This window comes from Alloalcanivorax gelatiniphagus (assembly GCF_005938655.1).
Taxonomy (GTDB): Bacteria; Pseudomonadota; Gammaproteobacteria; order Pseudomonadales; family Alcanivoracaceae; genus Alloalcanivorax; species Alloalcanivorax gelatiniphagus.
The window spans coordinates 17,460-31,923 of sequence record NZ_VCQT01000034.1 but is presented as its reverse complement, the minus strand read 5'-3'; the positions used below and the strand labels follow the sequence as shown (position 1 = coordinate 31,923).

The following is a 14,464-nucleotide window of genomic DNA, read 5'->3' as shown; positions in this document are numbered from 1 at the left end:
GTCTGGTTGTGTTCGCTAAATTAAACCGTATCAATGTGAAGTACGGCGCCGCCTTTATTGGCGTGGCGCTGGCTCTGGCCCTGGTGGTCACCGCCAACGCGGTGCTGGTCAATACCGTCAAGAACCGCATGGTGGAAGTGGCGGAGGTGTTTAACCAGGCCCTGTCGCTGACGCTCAACGCCGACCGTGACCTGTACCAGGCCAGGGTGGCGGAAATGTCCTATCTGGCCACGGTGCCGAACACGCCCGAGGCGAAGGCCAGCCGGGCGACCTTCGAGGAAAACGCGGATCAGGCCCGCGACCGCCTTAAGCGGGTGGCGGAGCTGCTCGCCCCTTACACCGATACCGAGGAACAGCTGCAGCGTTTTCAGACGCTGTATGGCACCTGGCGTGAGGACGCCAGCAAGGTGTTCACCCTCTATGACGACCAGGACATCGGTGGCGCCATGGATCAGCTGGACGGCGCCTCCATGGCGGCGTTCGAGGCGCTGCGCGGCTTCTACGACGAGACCGGCCAGTCGGTGGATGACCGCGTCCAGGCCCTGCAGGCGGATACCCTGGCCCAGGTGGCGCGCCAGCAGACCCTGGTGATCGGCTTCGCCCTGGTGGTGGGCCTGATGGCGGTGGCGGTGGCGCTGATCGGCCCGCACCTGATGTCCAAGGCGATTCGCCAGGTGTCCGCGCGCATCCAGGAAATCACCGAAGGGGACGGCGACCTGACCGCCCGTATCGCAAGCACCCGCCGGGACGAGATCGGTGATCTGGCCGATCAGTTCAACGCCTTTATCGAGCGCATCGACACCACCCTGCAGTCGGTACGCCACAACGCCATGGGCGTGCACCGGGCCTCCGACGAGATCGCCAAGGGCAGCCAGGAACTGGCCTCGCGCACCGAGCAGTCCGCTGCCAACCTGCAGCAGACCTCCGCCTCCATGGAGCAGATCACCACCACGGTGCGCAACACCTCCGACTCCGCCGGCGAGGCGGACCGGCTGGCGCACACCACCGTGGACGTGGCACGGCGCGGCCAGCAGGCCATGAGCGAGGTGGAAAGCACCATGGAGGAAATCAGCGCCTCCTCGGCCAAGATCAACGAAATCATCGCCCTGATCGATGGCATCGCCTTCCAGACCAATATCCTGGCGCTGAACGCCTCGGTGGAAGCGGCCCGGGCCGGCGAGCACGGCAAGGGTTTCGCCGTGGTGGCCGAGGAAGTGCGCACCCTGGCCGGCCGCTCCGGCGACGCCTCCCGGGAGATCCGCGCCCTGGTGGACCGCTCCGTGAGCAGCACCCGCAGCGGCGCGGATATGGTCAAGAACGCCGGGCGCACCATGGAGGAGATCGTCGACAGCATCGAGCAGGTCACCCGGGTGATCGGCGAGATCAGTTCCGGCGCCAGCGAGCAAAGCCAGGGCATCGGCCAGGTCAACACGGCGGTCAGCGAACTGGACTCCATGACCCAGCACAACGCCGCCCTGGTGGAAGAGAGCAGTGCCGCCGCCGAGTCCATGCGGCAGCAGGCCGCGGCCCTGGCCCGGCTGATCGCCGGCTTCCGGCTCAGCGACGGTGACGGGGAAGCGGACGCCGAGCAGGAACAGGGGCCGGTCCTGCGCGCGGTGCGCGATCACGGGGAGCAAGAGCGCGCCGCCTGATCCTCGGCCGGCCCGACCCGCACGGACCGGTGTCGCCGGTCCGTGCTTTCGTGTGTCTGAAGGAAAGATGACTTAGGGGCATGATGGGAGATAATCGCCGCTTTATGGTGATTTTTCGCGGCACGATTCACTAATTTGCAATGGGGGTTGGTCAACCTCTCCGGGTCGCTGTTTATCAGGCTCGCCCAGGAGGCCCCATGCTTCACTCCCTCAACCGCATCAACGTCAAATACGCACTGACCTTTGTCGGCGTGGCCCTGTCTCTGTGGCTGGTGGTGCTGGCGGACGCGCTGCTGGTCAACTCGCTGCGCGACCGGCTGGACGCCTTCAGTGGCCCGTTCCACCAGGCCACGGTGGCGGTGATGGGCGCCCAACGCGACCTCTACCAGGCCCGCTCGGCGGAAAACGAATACCTGCGCTATATCCCCGGCATGCCGGAATCCAAGGCCGCCAAGGCCAGCTACCTGGCGATGGCGGACCAGGCGCAGCAGGCGCTGGCCAGTTTTCGGGTGGCGATGGCGGACTATCCGGAAGTGCTGGCCCGCGCCCAGGGCTTCGAGGACAGCTTCGCCGCCTGGCGGCAGGCGTCCCAGGCCACCTTCGACTATTACGACGATCAGAACGTGGTGCGTGCCACCCAGCAGATCGACCGGGCCTCCCTGGACACCTTCGAGGCGCTGGGGGCCTTGCTTGGCCGGGCCAGCCAGGCGGTGGACACCCGCACCGACCAACTGGCGGCGGAAACCGCCGGCAAGATCGCCCGGCAGCGCCTGATCGTGGGCCTGTTCGCCGGGGTGGTGGGGTTGGTCGCCATGGCCGTGGCGCTGGTGGGGCCGCATCTGATGGCCCGCGCGATTGGTGGCATCACCGGGCGCATCCGCGACATTACCGACGGCGATGGGGATCTGACCGCCCGCGTGAACAGCCCGCGCGGCGACGAAATCGGCGACCTGGCGCGGGCGTTCGACGCCTTTATCGAACGCATCGACAGCACCTTCCAGGCGGTCCGCGACAACGCCCTTGGCGTGCACCGGGCCGCCGACGAAATCGCCCTCGGCGGCCAGGAGCTGGCCGGCCGCACCGAGCAATCCGCCGCCAATCTGCAGCAGACCTCCGCCTCCATCGAGCAGATCACCACCACCGTGCGCCACACCGCCGAGGCCGCCGGCGAAGCGGACGGGCTGGCCCAGCAGACGGCGGCGGTGGCCCGCCGTGGGCGCACCGCGATGCACAAGGTGGAGACCACCATGGACGAGATCAACGCCGCCTCCTCGCGCATCAATGAGATCGTCGCGCTGATCGACGGCATCGCCTTCCAGACCAACATCCTGGCGCTGAACGCCTCGGTGGAGGCGGCCCGGGCCGGCGAACACGGGCGCGGTTTCGCCGTGGTGGCCGAGGAGGTACGCATTCTGGCCGCCCGCTCCGGGGATGCCTCCCGGGACATCCGCGATCTGGTGGAGCGCTCGGCGAGCAGCACCCGGGGTGGCGTGGATCTGGTGCGTGACGCCGGCCGCACCATGGACGAGATTGTCGCCGGCATCGAGCAGGTCACCGGGGTGATCGGCGGTATCAGCACCGGGGCCCGGGAGCAGAGCCAGGGCATCGGCCAGGTAAACACGGCGGTCAGCGAGCTGGACGCCATGACCCAGCACAACGCGTCCCTGGTGGAAGAGAGCAGTGGCGCCGCCGAATCCATGCGCCGGCAGGCGCAAGAACTGACCGCCCTGATCGCCGGTTTCCGGCTCAGCGACCAGCACCAGGGCGCGGACGCGCCGGCGGTTCTCGAGTCGCCGGACCAGGAGGACGCCTTTGCCCCGGAGCTGGCGGCCTGACCCGGTGGCGCCCCGTGAGGCCGGCTCAATGTGGGAATGAGGGGCTTTCATGTGCCAAAGGGCCGGGTTTTGGTTAGAATACGCGCCCCGAAACCCACCACCCAGGTACAGGTAGCGCATGTTCCCGAAATCCATGTCCATCGCTGAGTTCGACCCGGAAATCCAGGCCGCCATCGACGCCGAGCGCGAGCGCCAGGAGCAGCACATTGAGCTGATCGCCTCCGAGAACTACGCCTCGCCCCGGGTGATGGAAGCCCAGGGCTCCGTACTCACCAACAAGTACGCCGAGGGCTACCCGGGCAAGCGCTACTACGGTGGTTGCGAGCACGTGGACGTGGTCGAGCAGCTGGCCATCGACCGCGCCTGTGAACTGTTCGGCGCCGCCTGGGCCAACGTGCAGCCGCACTCCGGTTCCCAGGCCAACGCCGCCGTGTACATGGCGGTGCTCAAGCCCGGCGACACCGTGCTGGGCATGAGCCTGGACGCCGGCGGTCACCTGACCCACGGCGCCAAGCCCAACTTCTCCGGCAAGATGTACAACGCCGTGCAGTACGGCCTGGACAACGAAACCGGCCTGATCGACTACGACCAGGTGGAAAAACTGGCCCGCGAGCACAAGCCGAAGATGATCGTGGCCGGCTTCTCCGCCTACTCCCAGGTGGTGGATTGGCAGCGCTTCCGTGACATCGCCGACGAAGTGGGCGCCATCCTGCTGGTGGACATGGCCCACGTGGCCGGTCTGGTCGCCGCCGGGGTCTACCCGAGCCCGGTGGGCATCGCCGACATCACCACCACCACCACCCACAAGACCATCGGCGGCCCGCGCGGCGGCCTGATCATGGGCAAGGCCAACGAAGACCTGCAGAAGAAGATCAACTCCGCGGTCTTCCCCGGCGGCCAGGGTGGCCCCCTGGAGCACGTCATCGCCGCCAAGGCGATCTGCTTCAAGGAAGCCATGGACCCGTCCTTCAAGACCTACCAGCAGAACGTGGTGAAGAACGCCAAGGCCATGGCCAAGGTGTTCATCGACCGTGGTTTTGATGTGGTTTCCAACGGCACCGAGAACCACCTGTTCCTGCTCAGCCTGATCAAGCAGGACATCACCGGTAAGGATGCGGACGCCGCCCTGGGTCGCGCCCACATCACCGTCAATAAGAACGCCGTGCCCAACGACCCGCGTTCCCCGTTCGTCACCTCCGGCCTGCGCATCGGCTCCCCGTCGATCACCCGCCGTGGCTTCAACGAACAGGACGCCACCGACCTGGCCGGCTGGATCTGCGACATCCTCGACAACATGGGTGACGAGTCCGTGATCGACGCGGTGCGCGGCAAGGTCAGCGAGATCTGTGCCCGGCTGCCGGTATATGAGCGCTGAGCAAGCGCGTTAAAAGTTGAAAGTTAAAAGTTGAAGGCGCGCGCGGCCCTCGTCATGATATTTGACGCTGGTCGCCGCGCCTTTTGCTTGAGCGCGGCCTGAAGCGCCGAACAAGAGAGCGTTTTCGCCCGCGTTTCAACTTTTAACTTTTCACTTTCAACTTGTTCGTTTCGGCCGGAGGCCGCCATGTATTGCCCGTTCTGTGGAGCCCAGGACACCAAGGTCATCGATTCCCGCCTGGTCGCCGACGGCGGTCAGGTGCGGCGTCGCCGTGAGTGCCTGAGCTGCACGGAGCGCTTCACCACCTTCGAGACCGCCGAGCTGGTGATGCCCCGGGTGATCAAGTCCGATGGCACCCGCGAGCCGTTCGACGAGAACAAGCTGCGCGCCGGCATGCAGCGGGCGCTGGAAAAACGCCCGGTGAGCGTGGAGGACCTGGAGGCGGCGATCAGTCGCATCTGCCACCGGCTGCGCGCCACCGGCGAGCGGGAAGTGCCGGCCCGGGAAATGGGCGAGTTCGTCATGGAAGCCCTGCAGGAACTGGATGACGTGGCCTATGTGCGCTTCGCCTCCGTGTACCGCAGTTTCCAGGACATCTCCGAGTTCGCCGCCGAGGTGGACCGCCTGCGCCAGGGTGGCAAGAAAAGCGGCAAAAAAGGCGACGCGTGAGCGGCGCCACCCCCTTCTCCGACTTTGACCAGCGCTGCATGCTGCGGGCGCTGGAGCTGGCCCGCCGTGGCCTTTACACCACCGACCCCAACCCCCGGGTGGGCTGCGTGATCGCCCGGCACGGCGAGATTATCGCCGAGGGCTTCCACGCCCGCGCCGGCGAGCCCCACGCCGAACGCCATGCCCTGGCCGCCGCCGGCGACCGGGCCCGTGGCGCCACCGCCTATGTCACCCTGGAACCCTGCTCGCACACCGGCCGCACCGGCCCCTGCGCCGACGCCCTGGTGGCGGCCGGCGTGGCACGGGTGGTGGTGGCCATGGAAGACCCCAATCCCCAAGTCGCCGGCAGGGGCCTGCGCAAGCTGCGCGATGCTGGCATCGAGGTGGAAGTGGGGTTGCAGGAGCAGGACGCCCGGGCGCTCAACCCGGGCTTTATCCGGCGCATGGGCGGCCAGCGGCCCTATATCCGCATCAAGGCCGCCGCCAGCTTGGACGGCCGCACCGCCATGGCCAGCGGCGAATCCCAGTGGATCACCGGCGCCGCCGCCCGCGAGGACGTGCAGCGCCTGCGTGCGCGCAGCAGTGCCATTATCACCGGCATCGGCACGGTGCTGGCGGACCGGCCCTCGTATACGGTGCGCCCGGAACAATGGACCCGGGCGGATTACGGCAGTGATTGGGTGCGCCCGCCGCTGCGGGTGATCCTCGACCGTGACCTGCGCACGCCGGTGGATGTGCCGGTGGTCACCGCCGAGGGCGAATGCCTGATCGTCGGCGGCGAAGCCCACCCGGAACGGCAAAGTGTTTTGCAAGCCGCCGGTGCCGAAGTGATCCACCTGTCGGCCTCCGGGTCGGGAATCGACCTTCAGGCGCTGCTCGCCGAGCTGGCCCGCCGGGAATGCAACGAAATCCTGGTGGAATGCGGCGCCACCCTGGCCGGCGCCTTCGTTCAGGAAGGCCTGTTCGACGAACTGATCGTCTACCTGGCGCCGGCGCTGCTGGGCACCGACGCCCGGGGTTTGCTGGCCCTGCCGTTGGCGCGCATGGCCGAGAAGATCCCGCTGCAATGGCAGGACGTGCGCCGGGTCGGCGACGACCTGCGGCTGACGCTTCAGCCCACCGCCAGCCGGTTGCGGCCCTCCGCCTTGGCCTGATACAGGGCCTGATCGGCGCGCTGCAGCGTGGTGCGCCAGTCCTCGTCGCGCAAGGTGGCGAGGCCGATGCTGGCGCCCACGTCCAGGCTGGGCGTGCCGTCCAGCTGCAAATGCCGGAAGGCACGCAGCAATCGCTCCACCACCACCCGGGACGCCGCCTCGTCCGCATCCGCCAGATACACCACGAACTCGTCGCCGCCCCAACGGCAGGCAATGTCCTGCTCGCGCACCGTGCCGCGAATGGCGTCCGCCACCGCGCGGATCAGCTGGTCGCCGTGGTCGTGGCCGAAGCGGTCGTTGACGCCCTTGAAGTGATCCAGATCGATGAACAGCAGGCTGCCGCCCACTCCGGGCGGCAGGTGATCCAGTCGCTGCTCCAGATGGGCGCGGTTGAACAGGCCGGACAGCGGGTCGCGGATCACCCGATCCTCCAGGCGCCGCAACTGGTGATCGTGTTGGGCGCGCTCGCGCAGGGTATGGGAGTAGTGCAGCACCATGGTGCCGAAGGCGCCGATCTGGAACACCGCGCAGCCCAGGGTCAGGCCGCTGAACGGCAGCAGCTCCATGCCCAGCTCGCGGAGGGTGTCGTGCAGCCCGGCGCAAAAGAATACCGCGAAGCCGAACAGGGTCATCCGCCGCAACAGTCGGCCGGAAGCCTGGAACGCCAACCGCAACATGCCCACGGACAGCGCCAGCAGCGTGGCCAGGCAAGCCAGGAAGAACGGCGCCGCCAGGGCGCCGTAGTCCGCGAATACGCCCACCGGCGTGATTCGATAGCGCTCCGACGCGATGATCAGCGCTGGGCTATCCACCCAGAGCAGGCCGGCGACCAGGGTGCCGACCAGATAGGTGCCCAATAACCGCCGCCGTGAGGTAGCCCGGTGTGCCAGCACCTGCCGCAAAGCGAGCAGGGAGGCCAGGGCCATGGGCACCGCGCTGAGCGACACCCGGTAGGGAATCATCACATTGTCCAGGGTGCCGGCGAGCAGGCAGATGCGGACCCCGATATCGCCGGCCACATAGGCGGTGGCACAAAGGTTGGCCATGCTGAAATGCAGGGCCACCGGGGCTTCATGGTCGCCATTGCGATACAGCGTGATGGTGAACACCAGCATCAGGGTGGAAAGGGTAGCGGTGGCCCCCACGGCCATGATTTTCACCCATAGCGCCCAGGTGTCCACGCCCGAGCCAGCCAGCCCGGCCACCACTATTTCATTCGGCATACCACCCCATCCCGTCAATACGCAGCCCGTGCAAAGGTTAGCAAAAGCCCATCGCCGCCGCCGCTTATGCAGGTATCAAAGCGTTGCGGATTTGTTTCCTACCGCGCGTCGGCGGGGGTGGAGAAGGAAATCTGTATCGGATTGTCGTGATGAAGGAGGTATAACGGCACCCGCTACGGCTTTTTAGGCAGTCTTATTGCCATATTTAATTCCTTTATAAACAGTGATTTATAATGGTTTTGGCTGGCTGGAAACGCAATGCCTTATTAAATGATACGCAAATTGAATATTGACACTAAATTATGTGTCGTATAAAAAGGAGGCCATTCATGGCGGAAACCCCGGGCGCGCTCCGGGCCTTCCGCGCACGCATTTAGGAGGCACCCATGTACGCACAACAGGTGGACACCGGCAGCAAGGGCCTGAAGAGCCTGGACGATATGAGCCCGGAAGAACGCCACTTCCAGGAGAAGGTGGACGCGGAAGTCCGCATCGAGCCCAAGAACTGGATGCCCGACGGCTACCGCAAAACGCTGATCCGCCAGATCTCCCAGCACGCCCACTCGGAAATCGTCGGCATGCTGCCGGAAGGCAACTGGCTGACCCGGGCGCCTTCGCTGAAACGGAAACTGCAGCTGATGGCCAAGATCCAGGACGAGGCCGGCCACGGCCTGTACCTGTACAGCGCCATGGAAACCCTGGGCGCCGACCGGGACGAGGAAATCGAGAAGCTGCATCGCGGCGAAGTGAAGTTCTCCTCCATCTTTACCTACCCGACGCTCAGCTGGGCGGACATGGGCGCCATCGGCTGGCTGGTGGACGGCGCCGCCATCGTTAACCAGGTGCCGCTGCAGCGCTGCTCTTACGGCCCCTACGCCCGGGCAATGATCCGCGTCTGCAAGGAAGAGAGCTTCCACCAGCGCCAGGGTTACGAAATCCTGCTGACCATGATGCGCGAAGGCACCGACGAGCAGAAAGAGATGGTGCAGGACGCCATCAACCGCTTCTGGTGGCCGTCGCTGATGATGTTCGGCCCGTCCGACACCAACTCGCCGAACTCCGCCCAATCCATGGCCTGGAAGATCAAGCGCCACAGCAACGACGAGCTGCGCCAGCGCTTCCTCGACCAGACCGTGCCGCAGCTGGAATTCCTCGGCTGCACCGCCCCGGACCCGGACCTGAAATGGAACGAGGAAACCGGCCACTACGACTTCGGCGAGATCAACTGGCAGGAATTCTTCGACGTCCTCAAGGGCCACAGCCCCTGCGGCATCGAGCGCATCCAACAGCGCAAAAAAGCCATCGACGACGGCCAGTGGGTACGCGACGCCGCCGTGGCTTATGCCGAGAAGCAGAAAGCGAACGACGCCGCCTGAAGGCGGCAATCGCGGCTGAAGCCGCTCCTACAGCAGGTGGATAGCACCCCGTAGGAGCGGCTTCAGCCGCGAACCGGCGGCCCTGCCGCCGCAACCGAATCAACGAACCGGAACACAACAATGGCAGACTGGACCCTCTTCGAAGTCTTCGTGCGCAGCAAGCACGGCCTCAACCACAAACACGTGGGCAGCGTGCACGCCGCCGACGCCACCATGGCCCTGGAAAACGCCCGCGAGCTCTACACCCGTAGAAGCGAAGGCGTGAGCCTCTGGGTGGTGCCCGCCGAGCAAATCACCGCCAGCGCCGGCGACGAAAAAGAACCCTTCTTCGACCCCGCCGACGACAAGGTTTACCGCCACGCCAGCTTCTACAAGCTGCCCCCGGAAGTGGACCAGATGTGAGGATGGTGGTGATGAAGAACGACCAAGCACTCATTGAATACCTGCTTCGCCTGGCCGACACCGACATGGTGCTCGCCCAGCGCTTCTGCGAATGGTGCGGCAACGCCCCGGCGCTGGAAGAAGAAATGGCGATGCTCAACGCCGGCCTGGATCTGATCGGCCAGGCGCGCAACTGGTACGACTACGCCGCCGAGCTGCTCGACGACGGCCGCGACGCCGATCACCTGGCGTTCCGCCGCAACGAGCGCGAATACCGCAACCTGCTGATCGCCGAACAACCCCGTGGCGACTACGCGGTAACCACCGTCAAGCAGTTCTTCTTCGACGTCTGGCACCACCTGGTGCTCACGCGCCTGACCGAATCCAGCGACGAACGCATCGCCGGCATCGCCGCCAAGGCCCTCAAGGAAGTCACCTACCACCGCCGCCGCTCCACCGAATGGATGCTGCGCCTGGGGCAGGGCACCGACGAGAGTCACCGCCGTCTCGCCGACGCCGTGGAAAACCTGTGGCGCTTCACCTACGAGCTCGCCGACACCGATGACGTCGAGGACCAGCTCGCCGAGGCCGGCATCGGCGCCGGCAATGTGGGCGACGCCTGGCGCGCCGAAGTGGCCCGGGTGTTCGCCGAAGCCGGCCTGGAGCTGCCGGAACCGGCGCGCCACTTCTACATGGACGGCAAGAACGGCAAGCACACCGAGCATCTGGGTTTCTTGCTCGCCGAGATGCAGTACCTGCCGCGGGCCTACCCCGATGCAACCTGGTGATCTGATCTACCGCGAGCGCAAAGCCTACCAAGGCCAACCGCTCAGCGACGCCGACCTGCCCCGCGCCTGGGAGTGCCTGGCCGAGGTCATGGACCCGGAAGTGCCGGTGGTCAGCGTGGTCGATCTCGGCATGATCCGCGCGGTGGAATGGGACGGCGACCGTCTCAAGGTCAAGGTCTCGCCCACCTATTCCGGCTGCCCGGCCACCGAGGTGATCGAGCGCGACGTGCAAGAAGCCCTGGAAGACATCGGCTTCCGCAACCCGCGCATAGAACGGGTGCTGGCCCCGGCCTGGACCACCGACTGGATCACCGACCAGGGTCGCCACGCGCTCAAGGCCTACGGCATCGCGCCGCCGCCCAAAGGGCAGGGCAGGGCCACCCTGGCGGACCCGGGCCCGGCGGAATGCCCGCACTGCGGCAGCACCGACACCGTCCAGGTCAGTGAATTCGGCTCCACCGCCTGCAAGGCACTCTACAAGTGCCGCGACTGCCTGGAGCCGTTCGATTACTTCAAGTGCCTGTAAGCCGGCACCGTTAACGCAAGCCGGCCGCCGTCCGACCACAACGCGGCGTCCGCCAACCACCGTGAAGAGTTCGCGCCATGAGCCAATTCCACTCGCTGACAATTCGTGAAGTGCGCCCCGAGACCCGGGAAGCCGTCTCCATCGCTTTCGACATTCCGCCGGAACTCAGCGACACCTTCCGCTTCACCCAGGGCCAGCACCTGATCGTGCGCACCCACATGGACGGCGAAGAAGTACGCCGCTCCTATTCCATCTGCACCGGCGTCAACGACGGCGACCTGCGCGTGGCGGTGAAAAAAGTCCCCGGTGGCCGCTTCTCCGGCTTCGCCAACGGCCAGCTGAAAGAAGGTGACACCCTGGAAGTGATGCCCCCCAGCGGCCACTTCTTTATCGAGCTGGACCCGCAACGCCAGGCCCACTACCTGGCCGTGGCCGCCGGCAGCGGCATCACGCCGATTCTCTCCATTATCAAAACCACCCTGGAAGCCGAGCCCAACAGCCAGTTCACGCTGCTCTACGGCAACCGCTCCAGCAACTCCACCCTGTTCCGCGAAGCCCTCAGCGACCTCAAGAACGCCTACCTGGGCCGCTTCAACGTGATCTACCTGTTCAGCCGCGAACAACAGGACGTGGACCTCTACAACGGCCGTATCGATGCCGACAAATGCGACGCCATCTTCTCCCGCTGGCTCGACACCCCGAACCTGCACGCCGCCTTCCTGTGCGGCCCGCAATCCATGACCGAAACCGTCCGCGACCGCCTCGTCGCCAACGGCCTGGACAAAAGCCGCGTGCACTTCGAACTGTTCGGCGTGGAAGGAGAGATCTCTTCACAAAGAAAGGGCCGCGAACGCCGCCCGGAAGAAATCGCCACCGACGAAACCAAAACCCAGGTCACCATCATCGCCGACGGCCGCCAGGTGCAGGTCGAACTGCCCCGGGACTCCAAGAACATCCTCGACGCCGCCAACGAAAACGGCGCCGACCTGCCGTTCTCCTGCAAGGCCGGCGTCTGCTCCACCTGCCGCTGCAAGGTAGTGGAAGGCGAAGTGGAAATGGACAACAACTTCGCCCTGGAAGACTACGAAGTCGCCGCCGGCTACGTGCTCTCCTGCCAGAGCTACCCGGTCACGGACAAGGTCGTGCTCGACTTCGACCAGCCCTAAGTGCAGACGGAGATTGATCGCGGCTGAAGCCGCTCCTACAAAAATCCCGGCGCTAGATTCCTGACTGTAGGAGCGACTTCAGTCGCGATTCCCAAGCCTGCCGCAACCACGGCGGCCCGGGAAAAAACACAGGCCGCGGCCCCAAGAAGCCGCGCCCATACGCAGACAAAACAAGGAGCCACGCCATGACCGTCCTCCAAAGCTACCTCGCCGGCCAATGGTTCGGCAGCCAGGCCGCCAAACCCCTGGCCAGCGCCATCAACGGTGAAATCGTCGCCCACACCCACGACGACGCCCCCGACTTCGCCGCCGCCGTGGACTACGCCCGCACCACCGGCACCCGCGAACTGCTCAAGCTCGACTTCCAGGAACGGGCCGCCCGCCTCAAGGCCATGGCGCTCTACCTCCAGGAACACAAAAAAGAGCTCTACACACTCTCGCGCCACACCGGCGCCACCAAAGGCGACAACGCCTTCGACATCGACGGCGGCTTCGGCACCCTGTTCGCCTACGCCAGCATGGGCCGCAAGGAACTGCCCTCCGGCAACGTCCTCCACGAAGGCCCGGTGATCCCCCTGGGTAAAGAAAACCACTTCGCCGCCACCCACATCCTGGTGCCGCGCCGGGGCGTCGCCGTGCACATCAACGCCTTCAACTTCCCGGTCTGGGGCATGCTGGAAAAATTCGCCGGCAACTTCCTCGCCGGCATGCCGTGCATCGTCAAACCGGCCACCGCCACCAGCTACCTCACCGCCGCCTGCGTGCGCCTGATGCAAGACTCCGGCGCACTGCCGGAAGGCGCCCTGCAACTGATCATCGGCGGCACCGGCGACCTGCTGGACCAACTCGACGAACAGGACATGGTCACCTTCACCGGCTCGGCCAGCACCGCCCGCAAACTGCGCGCGCACCCCAACATCATCAACCGCTCCATCCCCTTCAACGCCGAAGCGGATTCCCTCAACAGCGCCATCCTCGCCCCGGACGTCACCCCCGACGACGAGGAATTCGACCTGCTGGCCAAGGAAGTGGTCCGCGAAATGACCGTCAAAGCCGGCCAGAAATGCACCGCCATCCGCCGCATCCTGGTGCCCCAACAACACCTGGACGCCTTCGGCGAACGCCTGATCCAACGCCTGGAAAAAATCACCCTCGGTGACCCGGACGAAGAAGGCGTGCGCATGGGCGCGCTCGCCTCCCTCGACCAGAAAGAAGACGTGGCCGCCGCCGTCAACGACCTGCTCAACACCAGTGAATGTATCTTCGGCGGCAACGGCGACCCGCAGCCCATCGGCCAAGGCACCGACAAAGGCGCCTTCTTCGGCCCGCGCCTGCTGCGCAGCACCGACCCCCACGCCAACGGCGGCGCCCACGACATCGAAGCCTTCGGCCCGGTCAGCACCCTCATGGGCTACGGCGACCTCGACGAAGCCATCGCCCTCGCCGACAAAGGCAAAGGCAGCCTGGTCACCACCTTCGCCACCAAGGACCCCAAAAACGCCGCCCGCGTCATCCCGGTCCTCGCCGCCCGCCACGGCCGTCTGCAAGTGCTCAACGCCGAATCCGCCAAGGAATCCACTGGCCACGGCGCGCCGCTCCCCATGCTCAAACACGGCGGCCCCGGCCGCGCCGGCGGCGGTGAAGAACTCGGCGGCATCCGCGCCGTGCGCCACTACCTCCAGCGCACCGCCATCCAAGGCTCCCCCACCATGCTCGCCGCCGTCACCGGCGAATACGTGCGCGGCGCCGAAGTACTCGAAACCGAAGTGCACCCCTTCCGCCGCCACTTCGACGACCTCGCCATCGGCGAATCCCTGCTCACCCACCGCCGCACCGTCACCGAAGCCGACATCGTCAACTTCGGCTGCCTCTCCGGCGACCACTTCTACATGCACTTCGACGAAATCGCCGCCAAGGACTCCCAATTCGGCAAACGCATCGCCCACGGCTACTTCCTCCTCTCCGCCGCCGCCGGCCTCTTCGTCTCCCCGGCCCCCGGCCCCGTCCTCGCCAACTACGGCCTCGACACCCTCCGCTTCATCACCCCCGTCGGCGCCGGCGACACCATCCGCGCCCGCCTCACCTGCAAACGCAAAATCGACCAAGGCAAAGCCGCCCCCGACGGCACCCCCCAAGGCGTGGTGGTCTGGGACGTGCAGGTCAAAAACCAGGACGACGAACTCGTCGCCAGCTACGACATCCTGACGCTGGTGGCGAAGAAGAAAGGGGACGCCTAACCGCCATGTGGTGAGTTAGTCCTTACTCTTTAATCCCAGGCTTCCTTGGTGATGGCCGCTCCTTTTGGGGCGGCCTTTTTTG

Annotated in this window: 12 protein-coding genes; 11 read left to right on the top strand and 1 reads right to left on the bottom strand. The window is 65.9% G+C overall.

The features are described from left to right. The first annotated feature begins 8 nt into the window (after positions 1–8). The 5 genes from FGS76_RS10835 to ribD all read left to right on the top strand — a co-directional run bounded on the left by FGS76_RS10835 (position 9) and on the right by ribD (position 6,685). Positions 9–1,652, top strand: a complete 1,644-nt coding sequence (locus FGS76_RS10835) for a methyl-accepting chemotaxis protein (RefSeq protein ID WP_138772661.1) — start codon at positions 9–11, stop codon at positions 1,650–1,652. Positions 1,653–1,849: 197 nt separating this feature from the next. Beyond that, a complete protein-coding gene (locus FGS76_RS10830) occupies positions 1,850–3,487 on the top strand; it encodes a methyl-accepting chemotaxis protein (protein WP_138772660.1) in 1,638 nt (545 codons plus the stop codon). A 118-nt stretch (positions 3,488–3,605) separates the two neighbouring features. Further along, positions 3,606–4,862 (top strand): serine hydroxymethyltransferase, encoded by a 1,257-nt coding sequence (gene glyA / locus FGS76_RS10825; RefSeq protein ID WP_138772659.1) that lies wholly within the window; start codon positions 3,606–3,608, stop codon positions 4,860–4,862. Between the two features lie 186 nt (positions 4,863–5,048). After that, entirely contained in the window at positions 5,049–5,531 is a 483-nt protein-coding gene (gene nrdR, locus FGS76_RS10820; protein ID WP_138772658.1) for a transcriptional regulator NrdR, read from the top strand. Further along, positions 5,528–6,685, top strand: a complete 1,158-nt coding sequence (gene ribD / locus FGS76_RS10815) for a bifunctional diaminohydroxyphosphoribosylaminopyrimidine deaminase/5-amino-6-(5-phosphoribosylamino)uracil reductase RibD (RefSeq protein ID WP_338081332.1) — start codon at positions 5,528–5,530, stop codon at positions 6,683–6,685. Before nrdR ends, ribD begins: the two co-directional genes overlap by 4 nt. Here the strand turns inward: ribD and FGS76_RS10810 are convergent. Next, positions 6,643–7,908 (bottom strand): GGDEF domain-containing protein, encoded by a 1,266-nt coding sequence (locus FGS76_RS10810; protein ID WP_138772657.1) that lies wholly within the window; start codon positions 7,906–7,908, stop codon positions 6,643–6,645. The two genes, ribD and FGS76_RS10810, sit on opposite strands and share 43 nt — an antisense overlap. A gap of 386 nt (positions 7,909–8,294) precedes the next feature. On the opposite strand from FGS76_RS10810, the gene paaA reads away from it, so the two are divergent. From paaA to paaZ, 6 genes are all read left to right on the top strand, one after another. Beyond that, entirely contained in the window at positions 8,295–9,284 is a 990-nt protein-coding gene (gene paaA, locus FGS76_RS10805) for a 1,2-phenylacetyl-CoA epoxidase subunit PaaA (protein ID WP_138772656.1), read from the top strand. Positions 9,285–9,404: 120 nt separating this feature from the next. Next, entirely contained in the window at positions 9,405–9,686 is a 282-nt protein-coding gene (paaB, locus tag FGS76_RS10800; protein ID WP_138772655.1) for a 1,2-phenylacetyl-CoA epoxidase subunit PaaB, read from the top strand. 11 nt (positions 9,687–9,697) lie between these two features. Continuing rightward, the gene (paaC, locus tag FGS76_RS10795) at positions 9,698–10,453 is read left to right on the top strand and encodes a 1,2-phenylacetyl-CoA epoxidase subunit PaaC (protein WP_138772654.1); all 756 of its coding nucleotides are present in this window, start codon (positions 9,698–9,700) and stop codon (positions 10,451–10,453) included. Beyond that, entirely contained in the window at positions 10,440–10,979 is a 540-nt protein-coding gene (paaD, locus tag FGS76_RS10790; RefSeq protein ID WP_138772653.1) for a 1,2-phenylacetyl-CoA epoxidase subunit PaaD, read from the top strand. Before paaC ends, paaD begins: the two co-directional genes overlap by 14 nt. Positions 10,980–11,056: 77 nt before the next feature. Continuing rightward, entirely contained in the window at positions 11,057–12,145 is a 1,089-nt protein-coding gene (paaE, locus tag FGS76_RS10785; protein WP_138772652.1) for a 1,2-phenylacetyl-CoA epoxidase subunit PaaE, read from the top strand. Between the two features lie 185 nt (positions 12,146–12,330). Continuing rightward, on the top strand, positions 12,331–14,382 hold the full coding sequence (gene paaZ / locus FGS76_RS10780) for a phenylacetic acid degradation bifunctional protein PaaZ (RefSeq protein ID WP_138772651.1): 2,052 nt from the start codon (positions 12,331–12,333) through the stop codon (positions 14,380–14,382). Positions 14,383–14,464 lie beyond the last annotated feature (82 nt).

Coding starts and splice junctions, on each gene's coding strand:
- paaC (WP_138772654.1), top strand. CDS start 9,698: ATGAAGAACGACCAAGCACTCATTGAATACCTGCTTCGCCTGGCCGAC.
- paaB (WP_138772655.1), top strand. CDS start 9,405: ATGGCAGACTGGACCCTCTTCGAAGTCTTCGTGCGCAGCAAGCACGGC.
- glyA (WP_138772659.1), top strand. CDS start 3,606: ATGTTCCCGAAATCCATGTCCATCGCTGAGTTCGACCCGGAAATCCAG.
- nrdR (WP_138772658.1), top strand. CDS start 5,049: ATGTATTGCCCGTTCTGTGGAGCCCAGGACACCAAGGTCATCGATTCC.
- FGS76_RS10830 (WP_138772660.1), top strand. CDS start 1,850: ATGCTTCACTCCCTCAACCGCATCAACGTCAAATACGCACTGACCTTT.
- paaD (WP_138772653.1), top strand. CDS start 10,440: ATGCAACCTGGTGATCTGATCTACCGCGAGCGCAAAGCCTACCAAGGC.
- paaE (WP_138772652.1), top strand. CDS start 11,057: ATGAGCCAATTCCACTCGCTGACAATTCGTGAAGTGCGCCCCGAGACC.
- paaZ (WP_138772651.1), top strand. CDS start 12,331: ATGACCGTCCTCCAAAGCTACCTCGCCGGCCAATGGTTCGGCAGCCAG.
- FGS76_RS10810 (WP_138772657.1), bottom strand. CDS start 7,908: ATGCCGAATGAAATAGTGGTGGCCGGGCTGGCTGGCTCGGGCGTGGAC.
- paaA (WP_138772656.1), top strand. CDS start 8,295: ATGTACGCACAACAGGTGGACACCGGCAGCAAGGGCCTGAAGAGCCTG.